This window comes from Parvularcula oceani (assembly GCF_000733125.1).
Taxonomy (GTDB): Bacteria; Pseudomonadota; Alphaproteobacteria; order Caulobacterales; family Parvularculaceae; genus Parvularcula; species Parvularcula oceani.
Genome location: NZ_JPHU01000003.1, coordinates 226,104 through 242,410 on the forward strand (window position 1 = coordinate 226,104; position 16,307 = coordinate 242,410).

The window sequence follows — 16,307 nt, forward strand, 5'->3', positions numbered from 1 at the left end:
CGCTCAAGTAGCCGAAGGCGGTAGCGCCAGAAACATGTCCGAGGCTTTAGGATGGCGTTAACCCTTCGCCCGCTCAGTCGGCTAGCCTCGGCGCCTCGGAGACTTCGATGAGCAGCACTGACATGGCGGCGCCTGCCGCTCGACGGACCGGATTCACGCTCGGCAAGCGCGCGGCCATGGCGGTCCTGGGCTTTGCTTCGGGCCTGCCCTATGCGGTCTTCACCGGCACGATCATCGCTTGGTTCACCGCCTATGAGGTGGATGCGAAGTCGATCGGCGTCTTCTCGATGTCGAGCCTGCCTTACGTCTTCAAGTTCCTCTGGTCGCCGCTCCTCGGGGCCTACAGCCCGCCGGGGCTCGGCCGCATCCGGGGGATGAGCCGCCTGCGCTCCTGGATCCTCCTGAGCCTCGGCCTGATCACGCCGGTCCTGTTCCTGCTGCCCAATCTCGACCCGACGAACAGCCTCGGCCTCGTCGCCTTCCTGTCGCTGATCGCGATCTTCGCCTCGGCGACGCAGGATATCGCCATCGGCGGCTGGCGCATCCGGATCGCCGAAGACGAGGACGAGTTGAACGGCCTCGTCGCCATCGAGCAGTTCTCCTATCGCACGGCGGCCTTTTTCGGGGCGGCCGTGGCCTTCGTCATCGCCCAGAACGCGAGCTGGGATGCGGCATGGTGGGCGATCGCGGGCCTCGTGGGCGTGTGCTTCGCCGCCGTCTTCTTCGTGCCCGACCCTGCGGTCGATGCCGAAGAGGCGGCGCAGGACCAGCCCATCGTGCTCGGCGGCTCGCTGAGCCCGGCGCAGCGGCGGCGCTTCCTTCTGCCGGTGCTCGGCGCATGGGGCCTCAGCCTCGCCGTTGTGCTCGGCTTCATGGGATACATCCTCGCGCTCGACCCGTCGGCGAGCACGCGGAACTTCACGCTCTATGCGGGGCCCGTCATCGTCGCGGCCTGCCTTCTCGCGCCCATCCTCGCCGCCATCGGCGTGATGCGGAAGACGGGCGAGCGGCTGCACGACCATGCGATGAGCACCGGGCCGCTCGACACGCTCTACCGCAACCTGCTCGAGCCCTTCATCGACCTCGTCAGCCGCTTCCGCTTCGCGCTGATCCCCATCGTCTTCCTCGTCCTTTTCTACCGCTATGCGGACGGGGTCTGGGGCGCCTTCGCCTATCCCTTCTATCTCGGCGCGCCCGAGGTGAATGGCGGCCTCGGCCATTCGCTGATCGAGGTGGCAGCCGCCTCCAAGACCTTCGGCGTGTTGATGACCATTGCCGGGGTCGGCGTGGGCGGCGCGATGCTGAAGCTGCTCGGCCAGATGCCCGCGCTCGTCGTCGGCGCCGTGCTCGCCGCGGCGACGAACCTCCTCTATGCCGACCTCGCGCTCGATGCGGCTTATACGGATGCCTTCATCGCGGCGCTGCGGCTCGACACGATCTTCCCGGCGCTCAACTGGGTAGTGAACCTGCTGGCGGTGGACGACGTGCAGATCGGCGACCGCCTCGGGCGCCTGATGCTGGTCATCGCGGCGGAGAACCTGGCCGTCGGCATCGCGAGCGTCGTCTATGTCGCCTATCTCTCCGGCCTCGTGAACAAGCACTACGCCGCCGTGCAATACGCGATCCTCGCCTCGCTGAGCCTGCTCGTCGCGGTGCTCGGGCGCGGCCTGCTCGGCGAGCTGATCGACGAGCGCGGCTTTGCCTATGTCTTCATCCTGACCGCGCTTCTGGGCCTTCTGGGCGTCGCGGCCAGCGTGATCGAGTGGATCCGCCGGGCGCGCAGCGCCGCCCTCAAGCGCCCGTGACGACCTCGCGGGCGGTGCAATCCTCGAAGGCGGGCGCCTCGACGCCCTGCACGGCATGGCCCGTCGTCAGGCTCGCCACATTGCCGCCGGCCGGCATCACCACCGCATAGGCGCGGCAGCTATCGGTGACGTCATAGCGGCGGAACTCGTTCGCCCCTTCGCGCCGCACGAGGTCCGGCTCGCCCAGAAGCGCTTCGAGCGCATCCACCGGACGGCCGATGAAGGTGTCGGGCGAAGGCCCCGGCACCCGCACGGGCCGGACGGGCGCGGCCATGACCGGCGCTGCGGGCGCGGCGCTGCGCGTGGTGACCGGCGCGAGGGGTTCGGGCGCCGTCGTCGTGGAACAGGCGGCAAGCGCCGTTGCGGCGAGGGCGGGAACGGCTATGACGCGAAAGAAGGACAAGAACGGGGCTCCTCCAGATGACCACCGAAATAGACGTGATCGCCGTCGGCAACGCAATCGTGGATGTGCTCGGGCACACCGATGACGCCTTTCTGGCGAAGCACGACGTGCCCAAGGGCGGCATGGTGCTGATCGACACGGCCAAGGCCGAAGAGATCACCGGCGCTCTCGCCGCGACCGCCGAAGTCGCGGGCGGCTCTGCGGGCAATTCGGTCGCCTGCCTCGCAAGCCTCGGCGGGAGAGCTCGCTTCGTCGGCAAGGTCGGCGACGATGCGCTGGGCGAGGTCTACCGGACCTCGATGCGCGAGATCGGCGTCGCCTTCGACACGGGCGTCCATGACAGCATCCCGACCGGCCGCTGCCTGATCTCGGTCACCCCCGATGCCGAGCGCTCCATGGCGACCTTCCTCGGCGCCGCCGGGCATGTCGCGCCGGGCGACGTGGCGGAGGACGAGATCAAGAGCGCGGCGGTGACCTATCTCGAAGGCTATCTCTTCGAGAGCTACGATCCGCGCGACGCCTTCGCCAAGGCGTCCAAGGCCGCCCGCGAGGCGGGCGGCAAGGTCGCCCTGACCCTGTGCGACAAGGGCGTGGTCGAGCGGCAATATGACGGGCTGATGGCCTTCCTGAAGGAAGGCGTCGACCTCCTCTTCGCGAATGAGGACGAGGCGATGGCGCTGACGAAGACGGACACTGTCGATGCGGCGGTCGAAGCGCTGCGCGGCCTCGTGCCCTTCGCCGCCGTCACGCGCTCCGAGCATGGCTCCATCGTCTTCGGCCCGGACGCCGAGCCCGAGGCGGTTCCGGCGGTCATGCCCGAGCAGCTGGTGGATACCACCGGCGCGGGCGACGCCTATGCGGGCGGCTTCCTCTACGGCTTCACGCGCGACTGGCCGCTGGCCAAATGCGCCCAGCTCGGCTCGCTCGCCGCGTCCGAGGTGATCAGCCATATGGGCCCGCGCCCCGAGAAGAGCCTCAAGGCGCTCGGCAAGGAAGCGGGCCTCCTCTAACGGCTCGCCTTTTCCTCATGGCCGGACTGCCCCGTCCGGCCTTCGAGCTCTCTCGCCACCTGGTCCCAGCCGACATCGTTGGCGGCGAGGAGCACGGCGAGGTGGTAGAGGAGGTCGGCCGCTTCGGCGGTCAGCTCTTCTTCGTCCTGAAGAGCGCCTGCGAGCGCGGCTTCGACCGCCTCCTCGCCGAGCTTCTTGGCGCAGCGAGCGGGGCCGGCGCTGAGCAGGCTTGCCGTGTAGGAGGTCTCGGGGTCCGCGCCCTTGCGCGCCTCGACCGTCGCCATCAGGGCGTCGAGCGCCTGTCCGATCGTGCTCATGTCAGCCTCACCGGGATGCCCCTTTGCGCCATGTGCCGCTTGGCTTCGTCCAGCGTATGGTCGCCGAAATGGAAGATGCTGGCCGCGAGCACCGCGCTCGCCCCGCCTTGGAGCACGCCTTCGGCGAGGTGATCGAGCGTGCCGACGCCGCCGGACGCGATGACGGGGACCGAGACGGCATCCACCACGGCGCGGGTCAGCGCGAGGTCGTATCCCGAGCGCACGCCGTCGCGGTCCATCGAAGTGAGCAGGATCTCCCCAGCCCCCCTGTCCGCCGCCTCGCGCGCGAACTCCACCGCGTCGATGCCGGTCGGGGTGCGGCCGCCATGGGTGAAGATCTCCCAGCGGCCCTCCTCCACCCGCTTCGCATCGATCGCGACGACGACGCATTGATTGCCCGCATCGCGCGCGGCAGCGGTGATGAGGGCGGGATCGCGCACGGCGGCCGAATTGATCGCGACCTTGTCCGCCCCTGCGGCAAGCAGCGCGTGCAGCCCCTCGACAGAGCGCACGCCGCCGCCGACCGTCAGGGGGCAGAAGGCCCGCTCCGCCGTGCGGGTGACCATGTCGAGAAGCGTGTCCCGCCCCTCATGGCTGGCCGTGATGTCGAGGAAGCAGATCTCGTCCGCGCCCGCATCGGAATAGGCGGCGGCGGCCTCCACCGGATCGCCCGCATCGCGCAGGTCCACGAAATTGACGCCCTTGACCACGCGGCCATTGGCGACGTCGAGGCAGGGGATGATGCGGGCCTTGAGCGTCATGCCGCCGCCACCGCCTGCGCTTCCGCCGGGTGAATCGTTCCTTCGTACAAGGATCGCCCGAGGATCGTGCCCGCCACGCCGTCTTCCTCGTGCAGCTTCAGCGCCTTGATGTCGTCTACGTCGCGCACGCCGCCCGAGGCTATGACGGGAATGCTCAGCCTGCGCGCGAGCGCGGCCGTGGCCTCGACGTTGACGCCGGTAAGCGCGCCGTCGCGGCCTATATCGGTGAAGATGATCGCGGCGACGCCTGCGTCTTCGAAACGAAGCGCCAGGTCCTCGGCGGTCAGCTCTGAGGCCTCGCCCCAACCCTCGGTCGCGACCATGCCGTCTCGCGCATCGATGCCGACGACGATACGCCCCGGATGCGCCTTGGCCGCGCCCTTGACGAGGGCGGGGTCCTTGACCGCCGCCGTGCCGAGGATGACGCGGGTGAGGCCGAGTTCCAGCCAGTTCTCGATCGTCTCCCGGTCCCTGATGCCGCCGCCGAGCTGCACCTTGGCGTCGGTTTCGTAGAGGATGGCGCGGACCGCTTCCGCGTTCTCGGGCCGCCCCGCGAAGGCGCCGTCGAGGTCCACGACATGCAGCCGGTCGAAGCCCGCATCGCGGAAGCGCCAGGCTTGGGCCGCCGGGCTCTTCGCATAGGTCGTCGACCGCGCCATGTCGCCATGCAGAAGGCGCACGCATTCGCCGCCCTTGAGGTCGATGGCGGGCCAGAGTTCGAAAGTCACGGGCGCCACTCCAGGAAGTTTCGGAGAAGGCTCAGGCCGAAGCCCTGGCTCTTCTCGGGGTGGAACTGCGTGCCCGCGACATTGCCGCGAGCGACCATGGCGGGGAAGCGCTCGCCGTAATCGCATTCGGCCGCGACATCCGACGGGTCAGCGGGGTCGAAGCAGTAGGAATGAACGAAATAGGCGTCGCCTTCTGGCGGAAGGAGCGGATGAGGCGCGCCTGCGGGCGCGACCGTGTTCCAGCCCATATGCGGCGAGGCGAGCGCGCCGGTTTCAAGCGGCCGGACGGTGCCGCCGATGAGGCCGAGGCCCTTGGTGTCGCCATGCTCGAGCCCCCTGTCCGCCAGAAGCTGCATGCCGACGCAGATGCCGAGAAAGGGGCGGCCCGAAGAGACCGCCTCGCGCAGCGCCGCGATCACGCCGTCCGCCGCTTCGAGCCTGCCCATGCAGCTCGCAAAGGCGCCGACGCCCGGCAGGACCAGGCGGTCCGCGGACCGGATCGTTTCGGGATCGGAGGACAGGACGACCTCCTGCCCCCGGCCCGCTTCGCTTGCGGCATGAAGCAGCGCCTTGCGCGCCGAATGCACGTTCCCGGAGCCGTAATCGATGAGACAGACGACTGACATGCGGCGAGGACTAGCGGTTCGCGCCCGCAGAGCAAGCGCGAAGGTGTCTCAGGACCCCAAGGACCCCTTGGTCGAGGCGGCGGCGCCGCCAAGGCGCGGCTCGGGCGTCACCGCCTGCTTGAGCGCGCGGGCGAGCGCCTTGTAGCAGCTCTCGACGATGTGGTGGTTGTTCTCGCCATAGAGGGTCTCGACGTGGAGCGTCAGGCCGGCATTCATCGCGAAGGCGTGGAACCATTCGCGGAAGAGCTCGGTGTCCATGTCGCCGATCTTGTCGCGCGTGAACTGCGCCTTCCAGATCAGATAGGGGCGGCCCGAAATGTCGACGGCGGCGCGGCTGAGCGTCTCGTCCATCGGGATATAGGCCGAGCCGAAACGGGTGATGCCGCCCATGTCCCCCAGCGCGTCCTTGAGCGCGAGGCCCATGACGATGCCCGTATCCTCGGTGGTGTGATGCCCGTCGATGTGAAGGTCGCCCTTGGTCCGCACGTGAAGGTCGAACAGCGCATGCTTGGCGAAGCCTTCGAGCATGTGGTCGAGAAAGCCGATTCCGGTCTCGACATCCGCATGGCCCGTGCCGTCGAGGTCGATCCGGACGGTGATGTCCGTCTCCTTGGTCTTGCGGCTGCGCTCGGCGCTTCTGGCCGGGGTCGCTGTATCGAGGGGCATTGCGGTCTCGTCTCCTTCGCCGCGCCCGGAGGCGCATCCCTCCTATAAAGACACTCCGCGCAAAACGCGAACGCCCCCGCCTTTCGGCGGGGGCGTCCGGTGCAGGGATGGGCGGCAGGCTTTAGAGGTCGGGGTCCTCGTAGCCTTCCTCGTCCTCGAAGAGCTCGCCCTCTTCGGGCTCGACCTCGTCGCCTTCGACTTCGTCGGCATAGAGGTCTTCTTCCTCTTCGATCGGCTCGCCCATGTCGTAATTGGCGTCGCCCTGAGGCTCCATGTATTCGTCTTCGGTCGCCTGCTCGTCCCAGCTGTTCTCTTCCTGGGTGATCGTCTCATCGTCCTGGACCGGCGGAAGCATGTCCGTCTCGGTGTCCTGGGCGAAGGCGGCGCCGGCGAAGGTGAGCGCCAGGGCGGAGGCGGAAGCGGTCAGAAAGCGGGTCATCGAAGTCTCCTTCAGTTCGCTGCGGCGGGGTCTCGCCGCCGTCTCCAAGAAGCTATGGCGCCGCCCGGTAGAGTTAAAGTCACGGAAACGTTAATCCAAAAAATACCTTATTCTGTTCTCTACGCACACACAAAGCACCTCAAATCTTGTCAAAAGGCGGGCAAATTCATGCATCGTTCGGCAGAGTTGCGGCCTCAAGCTGACGCGCTGCCGCGCTCCGCCTCGATCAAGGCCTCGGTCTCTGCCCAGAGACGCGCCTGAACGGTTTCCGCATCTTCGGGAAGATAGGGATCGGAAGGCGTGGCCTTCGTCCAGTAGAGCCCGTTCGTCCGGCCCGCCTCCTCCGACAATGCCGCATGGAGGGACGGCCGCGCGCCCTTTGCGGGCGAAATCTGCAAGGGCCGGGTCGCCTTGAAGACGAGCTGCCAGGGACCGGGGAAATGCTCCGCGCGTCCGAAGTCGGAAGCGACGAAGCCCGGATGCACCGCATGGGCATGCAGCCCTTCCCCGCCATGGCGACGCGCCAGCTCCCGCGCGTGCAGCAGATTGGCAAGCTTGCTTTCCGAATAGGCGTCCCGCGCCCTCGGGCGGGGGTCCGGCAGGAGGTTCTCGGGATCGAAACGGCGCGCGAAGCGGTGCGCGAGGGAAGAGACATTGACCACCCGCGCCTGCCCCTCTTGGCGCGCCGTTTCGAGAAGGCGCGGAAGCAGGCGCCGGGTCAGAAGGAAGGGGCCGATATAGTTCACGCCCATGACGAGCGGCAGGCCGTCCTCGGTCCGCCCCTCGCTCGCCGCGCCGAGCCCGGCATTGTTGATGAGGCCGTCGATCCTGTCGCACCGCTCGGAGAGCTTCTCCGAGGCGGTCTCGATGCTGCCGAAGCTGCCGAGATCGAGTATTACGAAACTCAGCTTGTCGCTGCCGGTATCGCGGCGCAGCTCGTCGAGCGCGGCCTCCCCCTTCTTCGCGCTGCGTACGGTCAATAGGACACGCGCGCCCGCGCGAGCGAGGCCGCGCGCGGTTTCCAGCCCCACGCCGGTATTGGCGCCGGTCACGATGAAGGTCTTGGCAGAATGATCCGTCATGGCGGGAAGCTACGCCGGATGGAGCCGCCGGCAAGCGCCGGAGCTGTTTTCCGCGCCGGGGTTTCGGCCTAGCAGGACGATCCCCACCTGACCCGCACGCAGATCCGGAGCCTCTATGACAACGATACTCGCCGTCCGCCGCAACGGAACCGTCGCCGTGGGCGGCGACGGGCAGGTCTCGATGGGCGACACCGTCTCCAAGGGCGATGCCCGCAAGGTGCGGCGCCTGGCGGACGGAAAGGTCATAGCGGGCTTCGCAGGCGCGACGGCGGACGCCTTCACCCTGCTCGAACGGCTCGAAGCCAAGCTCGAGCAATATTCGGGACAGCTGACCCGCGCCTGCGTCGAGCTTGCCAAGGACTGGCGCACGGACCGCTATCTGCGGCGCCTCGAAGCGCTGATGATCGTCGCCGACAAGGACACCACCCTCATGCTGTCGGGCCTCGGCGACGTCATCGAGCCCGAGGCGCAGGACGGCGGCGGCGTCATCGCCATCGGCTCGGGCGGGAACTACGCGCAGGCCGCGGCCCTCGCCCTCTATCAGAACACGGACCTTCCCGCGGACGAGATCGTGCGCAAGGCGATGAAGATCGCGGGCGACATCTGCGTCTACACGAATGACAGGCTGACCCTGGAGACGATCGAAGCATGAGCGACCTCACCCCCAAGACCATCGTCGCGGAACTCGACCGCTTCATCATCGGGCAGAAGGACGCCAAGCGCGCCGTGGCCGTGGCGCTGCGCAATCGCTGGCGCCGCCGCCAGCTCGACGGGCTCTTGCGCTCGGAGGTGACGCCCAAGAACATCCTGATGATCGGCCCGACGGGCGTCGGCAAGACCGAGATCTCGCGCAGGCTGGCCAAACTCGCCGACGCGCCCTTCGTGAAGGTCGAGGCGACCAAGTTCACCGAGGTCGGCTATGTCGGCCGGGACGTCGATTCCATCGTCCGCGACCTCGTCGAGGTCGCGATCGGCCTCGTGCGCGACCGGCGGCGCGAGGAGGTGAAGGCCAAGGCGCGCGAGGCGGCGGAGAACCGCGTGATCGACGCGCTGGTCGGCGAGACGGCCTCGGAAGCCACGCGCGAGAGCTTCCGCACCCGCCTGCGCGAAGGCACGCTCGACGATGCCGAGGTCGAGATCGAGGTCTCGGATACGGGCTCCATGCCGACTTTCGACATTCCCGGCATGCCGGGCGGCTCGGTCGGGATGATCAACCTGTCCGACATGATGGGCAAGGCGTTCGGCGGACGCACCAAGACCAAGAAGATGACCGTCAAGGAGGCCTATGAGCCGCTGATCGCCGACGAGAGCGACAAGCTGCTCGACGACGAGCAGATCACCGCCGAGGCGCTGGAGGCCGTGCAGAATGACGGGATCGTCTTCCTCGACGAGATCGACAAGGTCGCCAAGTCCTCGGACCGCCAGGGCGCCGATGTCAGCCGCGAGGGCGTGCAGCGCGACCTCCTCCCCCTGATCGAGGGCGCGGTGGTCGCGACCAAGCATGGCCAGGTGAAGACAGACCACATCCTCTTCATCGCCTCGGGCGCCTTCCACACCGCCAAGCCCTCCGACCTCCTCCCTGAGCTTCAGGGCCGCCTGCCGATCCGGGTCGAGCTGTCGGCCCTGACGCGCGAGGATTTCCGCGCCATCCTGACGGATACGGATGCGAGCCTCCTCAAGCAGTACAAGGCGCTGATGGAGACCGAGGGGCTGACGCTGGAATTCACCGAGGACGGCATCGACGCCCTCGCCGACACGGCGGCGCAGGTGAACGCCAATGTCGAGAATATCGGCGCGCGGCGCCTCGCCACCATCCTCGAACGCGTGCTCGAAGAGGTCTCCTTCGAAGCGGCGGACCGCAAGGGCGAGACCGTGACCGTCGACAAGGCCTTCGTCGAGGCGCGCCTCGAAGGGCTGGCGGGCAATGCCGACCTGTCGAAATTCATCCTCTGAGGGATCGGGCCGCCGGCGCGGGAGCGTCGGCGGTCAGGCCACCTCGCTCGGCAGGACGAAGCCGTAAATGCTGATGAAATGGCAGGCGCTGCCCGCCAGCACGAAGAGGTGCCAGACCGTGTGCGTGTAGCAGGGCCGCTTCCAAGCATAGAAGACAGCGCCCACCGAGAAGCACACGCCGCCCGCGATCAGCCAGACGAAGCCCGCCAGCGGCAGGCCGGTGAAGAGCTGGCCGATCACGAAGATGCCGATCCATCCCATCAGGACATAGGCCGCGAGCGACAGCCATTCCCATTGCTGGAGGCTCGACCGGCAATGGGCGACCAGTTTCAGCGCGATGCCGATCGCCGCGACCGCCCAGACCGCGATCAGGATGGCGCGCCCCGTGCCGCCGGGCAGCGTGATCACCGCGAAGGGCGTATAGGACCCCGCGATCTTCAGATAGATCGCCGAATGGTCGAGCGCCCCGAGGAAAGGCTGGAAGGCCGATCCGAACGCCGCGTGATACACGGTCGAGGCGAGATAGAGCAGGATGGCCGACCCGCCATAGATCGACACGGCCGCGATCTCCGCCGCGCCGGCATTGGCATGGGCCTTGAGGACGAGAAAGACGAGCGCGGTGACCGCGAGCGGGATGCCGATGCCGTGGGTCGCGGCGTGCCAGGCCTCTTCTGCCGCCGTATGCGCGCGTTCGGCGGCATTGGCGAAGCGGCTCTTGGTCGATGTCAGGGCCGGTGCGGTCGGTGTCCTCGCTGTGCTCATGGGTTCATCCTATAGGCGCTCGGCCCCTCCCCGCTTTCACGATCCGTTAAGAAGCAGAAGCCATGCCGGACTGTTCCCTTCTCGCAACAGCGTGATCGCCCGGCTATCTCTGGCGGCCCTCCGGGATCCAGCGGTCGACATGGGACCACCAGGCGCTGGTCGTCGCGCGGGTCACGACCGCCCGCTCAAGCGTCTCGGCGAGCGCGTCGTCGTCGCGCACGGCCATGGTGACGAAAAAGGGTTCGGCCCTGGTCGTTGAGACGTCGAGGTTCATTCCCCGCCCCTGCGCGGTGAAGCGCAGAGCCGGCGCGGCGTGCACGAACATGTCGATCTCGCCGTCCGCAACGGCTTCGAGCCCCGCGCCGAGCGTGTCGAAGCGCCGGGGCGCCTTTCCGCTGAGGTCCAGATAGTCGAAGGCCCCGGTGCCCGGAACGGCACCCACGGTCTTCTTGCCGACATAGGCGGCGAGATCGTCCGTGCTCCGCGACCGGATATCCGTCGCCGACACCACCGCCGCCGTCAGCGCGGCGCTGACCGAGAGGCCGATCAGCATCCACAGCATGGCGACCGCCCGGCCGCTCGTCGTCCGGGGCGCCTTGTCGCCATAGCCGATCGTGGTGAGGGTGACGCCCGCCCACCAGAACCCGTCGCCGAGGCCCTTGAGCCAGGACCGGTCGAACTGGTCGTCATTGCGCCGCCGCTCGAGCAGCCAGACGATCGCCCCGACGATCAGGAGGAGGACGGAGAGATAGAGGATGATGCGCAGGAACTGCCAGGAGAAGAGGTTCATCACCGTGTCGACGAACGAGTTCGAGGGCTGCTCGGCGACCCCGAGCGTGGCCGTGTAGAAGGGGAAGACGAGGTCCGCCCGCTCTGCGGCCTCGCTCGTCGCATAGACCGGCAGGGCGACATCCGCCCGCCCGTCGGCGACGGCGTCGATGAGGCCGTCCTCGGACAGCTCCACGAATTCGTAGTCGAAGCCCAGATCCTCGGCGGCGGTGCGCCAGAGATTGACCGCCAGCCCCTGCCAGGTGCCGTCCTCTCCGCGCAGCGAGAAAGGCGGGCGTTCGGCGATGCCGACCCGCAAGGGCGCCGAGGGCGCGTCGAGCCGCGCCTCGAAGGCGGGGCCCTCCTCTCCGGCAGGCTGGGAGCGGCGCGGATCGCCTGTCTGCGCCGAGGCTGCGGACAGGCCGATCCAGAAGAGCAGAAGACAGGCGGACATCGTGCGGAGCATGGCCCGCCAATGCCGCGCCCGGGGCGATGGTTCCGCCCGCAGGCTGCTTGCAGCCCCTTCAATACCCCTGGGCGGGCGCGAAGCTCCTCGGCGCCGGGTCGACCACGGCAATGCCGGAAGGCCGGATTTCGAGGATGGCGAGGCCGCGCTCGACGGTGCCGTCCTCCATCAGGCGGAACAGCCCGTCCGCGCCGAGATAGCCGTTCGGATTGGCAATGGTCTGGGGCGCGAAGCGCTGGCGCGGCGGCAGTTCGGAGAGGCGCGCGGTCAGCAGCGCCGCGTCATAGGCGAGGCTCGCAAGGCGCGGCGGCACCTCGCCGTAAGCCTGCTCGTAGCGCTGCTTGAAGCCCTCGGCGAGCGCGGGGTCGGGGGCCGCGAACCAGCCGCCGCGCAGAGCGGGCTCACGGGTCAGGAGCGGGTTGTTCCAGGAGGAGAGGCCGAGCAGCTTCACCTCGCGGATATCCACGTCGTAATAGGGCAGAAGCGGCGCGAGCGCCCGCAGGAGGCGCCCCTGCTCGGGCAGGAGGACCGCCTGGAAGCCGACATCCGGGCCATTGGGCAGGCCGACGATTCCCTCTTCGGCCGGAGGCACGTCATAGCGCTCTTCGAAATAGGGCGCGTCATAGGCCTCGTCGCCATAGTCGCGGCGCTCGGCCTCGGGATCGCGGCCCGGATCGCTGTAATCGGGCTCGTCCGGATAGCTCGGCACGAATTCCTCGGCGGCATATTCGGCGAGGCGGCGCGCGGGCTCCATCATCGCGTCCGCCGAGCGCTCATAGCGCTCGGTGTGAACGAGCTCGCCGCCGCGCTCATAGACCTCGCTTGAGAAGGCGCGGGCCACCCGGTCGCCGAACTCGGTATAGGGCGCCATCATGCCGAAGCGGGCATAGCCCTGCGAAACCGCGTAATCCGTGACGCGGCTGACCTCGTCCTCGGGCGGGAAGCTGAGGAGGTAGATGCCGTCCCCGGCCACGGTCGAATCCGAGGAAAAGGCGATCACCGGCACGTCCGAGGCCCGCGCGAGCGGCGCGATGGCCTCGACCGAATCGGCGAAGAGCGGGCCGAGAATGATCTCGGCGCCTTCCTGGATCGCCTCGCGCGCCATCGCATAGGCGCCGTCGACGGTGCCGCCGGTATCCTTGGGGATCAGCAGGTATTGCTCGTTGTCGCTCTCGAAAGCGACCATCTGCGCCGCCTTCAGCATGGCGGCGGTGACGGTCTCCACATTGTCCGAGGTCGAGGTGAAGGGCAGCAGGAGCGCCACCCGCACGACCTCGTCGCGCTGCTGCGTCGGCACCGTCGCGAAGGCATCCGGATCGCGTTCGGGCGGCGTTGCGGGGCGGGCCGTGACCTCCGGCCGGGGCGTGGGAAGCCGCTCGGGCGCCCGCGGCGTCTCGCAGGCGCCGAGCGCCAGGAGGCCGAGCGCAAGCGCCGTCAGGCGGAAACCGCCGCGCCGTGATGTCATGGGTATCCCTCGCGAAATGCTTTTGAACGCAACCATAGGGCAGGCTCCCCGCAGCGACAATCGCGCGGAAGGCGGCAAGCCCTTGTCTGTTGACGGCGTTTGCGCAGGCGAGCAGAGCTGGTGCGTGGAAGACACACCTCTGCAACCCGGCCTCTATGTCGCCGCGACCCCGATCGGCAATCTCGGCGATGCCAGCGCGCGCCTGCTGCGCGTGCTGCGCGGCGCGGACGCCGTTCTCTGCGAGGACAGCCGGGTGACCGGCAAGCTCCTCTCCGCCTTCGGGATCGAGGCGCGGCTCCAGCCTTATCACGACCACAATGGCGCGAGCGTCCGGCCGGGCATTCTCGACCGCCTCGAAGCGGGCGCAGCGCTGGCGCTCGTCTCGGATGCGGGCACGCCGCTGATTTCCGATCCCGGCTACAAGCTGGTGCGCGAGGCGCGGGCGCGCGGCATCCGCATCCATGCGGTGCCGGGCCCCTCCGCGCCCCTGACCGCGCTCAGCGTCTCGGGCGCGCCGACCGACCGGTTCAGCTTTCATGGCTTCCTGCCCGCCAAGACGGCGGCGCGGAAGAGCGCGCTCTCCGCGCTGGCGGACCGGCAGGAAACGCTTCTCTTCTTCGAGACCGCCCCGCGCCTCGCAAGCGCGCTCGCCGATATCGCCGAGAGCCTCGGAAGCCGCACCGTCGCCGTCGCCCGTGAGCTGACCAAGCGATATGAGGAGGTCGTCGAGGGCGATGCGGCGGATCTCGCCGCCCGCTTCGCCGAGAGCCCGACCAAGGGCGAGATCGTCCTGATCATCCATCCCCCCGCCCCGGATGCCGCGCCGAGCGAGGCGGATATCGACGCCCTTCTGCGCGAGGCGCTGGCCGGACACAGGGTCAAGGATGCCGCATCGATGGTCGCCAAGCGCACGGGGCTGCCAAAGCGCGACCTCTATGCCCGCGCGCTCGCCCTGAAGCCTTGAGGGCGAAGGCGAGCCGCGTCGCGGCCGAGCGCGCCGGCCGGAGGGCCGAGACGCTTGCCGCCCTCCTCCTGCGCCTCAAGGGCTACCGCATCCTCGAGCGCCGCTTCCGCTGCCATGCGGGCGAGATCGACCTGATCGCCCGGCGCGGACGCCTCGTCGCCTTTGTCGAGGTGAAGGCGCGCGCCGATCACGCGGCCGCCCTCCTGTCCGTCACGCCGAGGGCGCGCCGCCGGATCGAGGCCGCGGCGACCGCATGGCAGGCGCAGAGGCTGCGGACGCTCGATGCGCCTGTCCGTTTCGACATCGTGACCGTCGCCGGCGCCCTGCCCCGCCATCACGCCGATGCCTGGCGGTCCTGAGCGCGACCGGCAGGATGATTACGAATTTTCGCGCTTCCTTAACCCGCCGGTAGGGATAATGGGAGGACGCGCAATTCCCCCGGCGCTCCTGCGCGCGCCGCTGTCCCGACCGGAGACGCATATGCAGAACCGCACTCTTCCCGTTCGCACCCTGCTCTGCGGCCTCGCCGCGCTCGGCATGACCACAGGCTGCGTGCAGAACCGCACGCTCGGCGCGGGCATCGACGATGTCGGCGCCGATCTCAGCATGAAGCGCCGGCTCTTCGCCAATCGCGACATCGACACCTCGGATGTGGACGTCTCCGTCTTCGAGGGGCGCCTGCTCCTCGCGGGCACCGTCCCGGACCAGGCCACCCATCAGGCGCTTCTCGCCGAGGCGCGGCGCGTCGGCGGGGTCGGCGAGGTGATCGACGAAGTCCGCGTCGCCGAACAGACCTCGATGCGGCAGGGCGCGGCGGACGCGCTGATCGACCAGCGGCTCGGCGCCGCGCTCCTCACCGATAGCGGCATCTACCGGAACAACTATCAGATCGTCGTCAGCCAGGGCATCGTCTACCTGCTCGGCGTCGCGCAGGGCCCCAACGAGCTCCAGCGCGTGATCGCGCAGGCCGAAGCGGTGCCCGGCGTGCGTGAAGTCGTCAGCCATGTCGCCTATGTGGGGGATCCCCGCCGCCGCACGCAGCGCTGACACGGAAAGCGATACCCCATGCCCGGACTCGACATCTGCATCCAGATGGACCCCATGCACGGGGTGCAGGTCCGGGGGGATACGACCTTCGCCCTTGCCCATGAGGCGCTGGCGCGCGGGCACAGGGTCTGGACCTATGGCGTCGAGACCCTGCGCCTCGAAAGCGGAAAGGTCCGCGCCTTCGCCCACGAAGTGATCGAACTGACCCATGAGCAGGGCGACCATGTCCGCTATGGCGAGGCGAAGCTGCGCGACCTGTCCGAGGCCGATGTCGTCCTGATCCGCCAGGACCCGCCCTTCGACATGGCCTATATCACCGGCTGCCACATCCTCGAGGCGCTGCCCGAGACGACGCTCGTGCTCAACGATCCGGCGGAGATCCGGAACGCGCCCGAGAAGATCTTCGTCATGGACTTCCCCGAGCTCATGCCGCCGACGCTGATCTCGGCGGATCCGCGCGCCATCCGCGAGTTCCGCGAGGAGCACGGGGACATCATCGTCAAGCCGCTCTACGGCAATGGCGGAGCGGGCGTGTTCCGCCTGCGCCCGGACGACCAGAACCTCGCCAGCCTCCTCGAGATGTTCCTGACCCCGCCCAACGCGCTCGGCGGCCCCGTTCCGGTGATCGCGCAGGGCTATCTTCCGGCTGTCCGCCAGGGCGACAAGCGCATCCTGCTGCTCGACGGCGAACCCGTCGGCGCGATCAACCGCGTCCCGGCCGAAGGCGAGGCCCGCTCGAACATGCATGTGGGCGGGCGGGCCGAGGCGGCAGAGCTGTCGGCGCGCGACCGGGAGATCTGCGCCGCGATCGGCCCCGAGCTCAAGCGGCGGCGCCTCGTCCTGACGGGCATCGACGTGATCGGCGGCCTCATCACCGAGATCAACGTGACGAGCCCGACGGGCGTTCAGGAGCTGCGCCGCTTCGGCGGTCCGGACCTCGCCGCCCTCTTCTGGGACTGGACCGAACGCGCCAAGGCGTGATCCGTCAGTGCACGATGTGCGCACTTCCGCGCACGCCGTGCGCTCCGCATACGAATCTCACATC

19 protein-coding genes are annotated in these 16,307 nt (G+C 68.6%); 8 read left to right on the forward strand and 11 right to left on the reverse strand.

Translation table 11 applies throughout. From position 1 onward, the window contains the following. Positions 1–107: 107 nt before the first annotated feature. Entirely contained in the window at positions 108–1,805 is a 1,698-nt protein-coding gene (locus IE88_RS0105315) for an MFS transporter (protein ID WP_156032394.1), read from the forward strand. Here the strand turns inward: IE88_RS0105315 and IE88_RS0105320 are convergent. Further along, positions 1,792–2,208 (reverse strand): hypothetical protein, encoded by a 417-nt coding sequence (locus IE88_RS0105320; protein ID WP_031551240.1) that lies wholly within the window; start codon positions 2,206–2,208, stop codon positions 1,792–1,794. The genes IE88_RS0105315 and IE88_RS0105320 overlap by 14 nt on opposite strands. A gap of 17 nt (positions 2,209–2,225) precedes the next feature. On the opposite strand from IE88_RS0105320, the gene IE88_RS0105325 reads away from it, so the two are divergent. Further along, positions 2,226–3,218, forward strand: coding sequence for an adenosine kinase (locus IE88_RS0105325; RefSeq protein ID WP_031551244.1), 993 nt, complete (start codon positions 2,226–2,228; stop codon positions 3,216–3,218). Here the strand turns inward: IE88_RS0105325 and IE88_RS0105330 are convergent. From IE88_RS0105330 to IE88_RS0105360, 7 genes are all read right to left on the reverse strand, one after another. After that, positions 3,215–3,535: a phosphoribosyl-ATP diphosphatase gene (locus IE88_RS0105330; protein ID WP_031551246.1), complete on the reverse strand. Its 321-nt coding sequence runs from the start codon at positions 3,533–3,535 to the stop codon at positions 3,215–3,217. The two genes, IE88_RS0105325 and IE88_RS0105330, sit on opposite strands and share 4 nt — an antisense overlap. Next, the gene (hisF, locus tag IE88_RS0105335; protein WP_031551248.1) at positions 3,532–4,296 is read right to left on the reverse strand and encodes an imidazole glycerol phosphate synthase subunit HisF; all 765 of its coding nucleotides are present in this window, start codon (positions 4,294–4,296) and stop codon (positions 3,532–3,534) included. Before hisF ends, IE88_RS0105330 begins: the two co-directional genes overlap by 4 nt. Next, positions 4,293–5,024 (reverse strand): 1-(5-phosphoribosyl)-5-[(5-phosphoribosylamino)methylideneamino]imidazole-4-carboxamide isomerase, encoded by a 732-nt coding sequence (hisA, locus tag IE88_RS0105340; protein ID WP_031551250.1) that lies wholly within the window; start codon positions 5,022–5,024, stop codon positions 4,293–4,295. Before hisA ends, hisF begins: the two co-directional genes overlap by 4 nt. Continuing rightward, positions 5,021–5,650 (reverse strand): imidazole glycerol phosphate synthase subunit HisH, encoded by a 630-nt coding sequence (gene hisH / locus IE88_RS0105345; RefSeq protein WP_031551252.1) that lies wholly within the window; start codon positions 5,648–5,650, stop codon positions 5,021–5,023. The genes hisA and hisH overlap by 4 nt, the downstream gene beginning before the upstream one ends. A 48-nt stretch (positions 5,651–5,698) precedes the next feature. Further along, a complete protein-coding gene (hisB, locus tag IE88_RS0105350) occupies positions 5,699–6,316 on the reverse strand; it encodes an imidazoleglycerol-phosphate dehydratase HisB (RefSeq protein ID WP_031551254.1) in 618 nt (205 codons plus the stop codon). Positions 6,317–6,437: 121 nt separating this feature from the next. Continuing rightward, the gene (locus IE88_RS0105355; protein WP_031551256.1) at positions 6,438–6,755 is read right to left on the reverse strand and encodes an invasion associated locus B family protein; all 318 of its coding nucleotides are present in this window, start codon (positions 6,753–6,755) and stop codon (positions 6,438–6,440) included. Between the two features lie 194 nt (positions 6,756–6,949). Beyond that, entirely contained in the window at positions 6,950–7,837 is an 888-nt protein-coding gene (locus IE88_RS0105360; protein WP_036766630.1) for an SDR family NAD(P)-dependent oxidoreductase, read from the reverse strand. 115 nt (positions 7,838–7,952) lie between these two features. On the opposite strand from IE88_RS0105360, the gene hslV reads away from it, so the two are divergent. Together hslV and hslU are read left to right on the forward strand one after the other, a co-directional pair. Beyond that, the gene (hslV, locus tag IE88_RS0105365; protein ID WP_031551262.1) at positions 7,953–8,489 is read left to right on the forward strand and encodes an ATP-dependent protease subunit HslV; all 537 of its coding nucleotides are present in this window, start codon (positions 7,953–7,955) and stop codon (positions 8,487–8,489) included. After that, entirely contained in the window at positions 8,486–9,790 is a 1,305-nt protein-coding gene (gene hslU, locus IE88_RS0105370) for an ATP-dependent protease ATPase subunit HslU (protein ID WP_031551264.1), read from the forward strand. Before hslV ends, hslU begins: the two co-directional genes overlap by 4 nt. A gap of 33 nt (positions 9,791–9,823) precedes the next feature. Here the strand turns inward: hslU and trhA are convergent, their stop codons facing one another. The 3 genes from trhA to IE88_RS16330 all read right to left on the reverse strand — a co-directional run bounded on the left by trhA (position 9,824) and on the right by IE88_RS16330 (position 13,251). Continuing rightward, positions 9,824–10,552, reverse strand: coding sequence for a PAQR family membrane homeostasis protein TrhA (trhA, locus tag IE88_RS0105375; protein ID WP_051881542.1), 729 nt, complete (start codon positions 10,550–10,552; stop codon positions 9,824–9,826). Between the two features lie 103 nt (positions 10,553–10,655). Next, positions 10,656–11,774, reverse strand: coding sequence for an ion channel (locus IE88_RS0105380; RefSeq protein ID WP_162178301.1), 1,119 nt, complete (start codon positions 11,772–11,774; stop codon positions 10,656–10,658). A 70-nt stretch (positions 11,775–11,844) separates the two neighbouring features. Then, positions 11,845–13,251: a penicillin-binding protein activator gene (locus IE88_RS16330; protein ID WP_036766631.1), complete on the reverse strand. Its 1,407-nt coding sequence runs from the start codon at positions 13,249–13,251 to the stop codon at positions 11,845–11,847. A gap of 124 nt (positions 13,252–13,375) precedes the next feature. Between IE88_RS16330 and rsmI the strand changes: the two genes are divergently transcribed. From rsmI to gshB, 4 genes are all read left to right on the forward strand, one after another. Next, on the forward strand, positions 13,376–14,215 hold the full coding sequence (gene rsmI / locus IE88_RS0105390; protein ID WP_031551275.1) for a 16S rRNA (cytidine(1402)-2'-O)-methyltransferase: 840 nt from the start codon (positions 13,376–13,378) through the stop codon (positions 14,213–14,215). Beyond that, positions 14,212–14,574 carry a YraN family protein gene (locus IE88_RS0105395; protein ID WP_031551278.1) on the forward strand — a complete coding sequence of 121 codons (363 nt, stop codon included), beginning with the start codon at positions 14,212–14,214 and terminating at the stop codon, positions 14,572–14,574. Before rsmI ends, IE88_RS0105395 begins: the two co-directional genes overlap by 4 nt. Positions 14,575–14,695: 121 nt before the next feature. Beyond that, positions 14,696–15,262 (forward strand): BON domain-containing protein, encoded by a 567-nt coding sequence (locus IE88_RS0105400; RefSeq protein ID WP_051881544.1) that lies wholly within the window; start codon positions 14,696–14,698, stop codon positions 15,260–15,262. 18 nt (positions 15,263–15,280) lie between these two features. After that, positions 15,281–16,243 (forward strand): glutathione synthase, encoded by a 963-nt coding sequence (gshB, locus tag IE88_RS0105405; RefSeq protein ID WP_031551284.1) that lies wholly within the window; start codon positions 15,281–15,283, stop codon positions 16,241–16,243. Positions 16,244–16,307 lie beyond the last annotated feature (64 nt).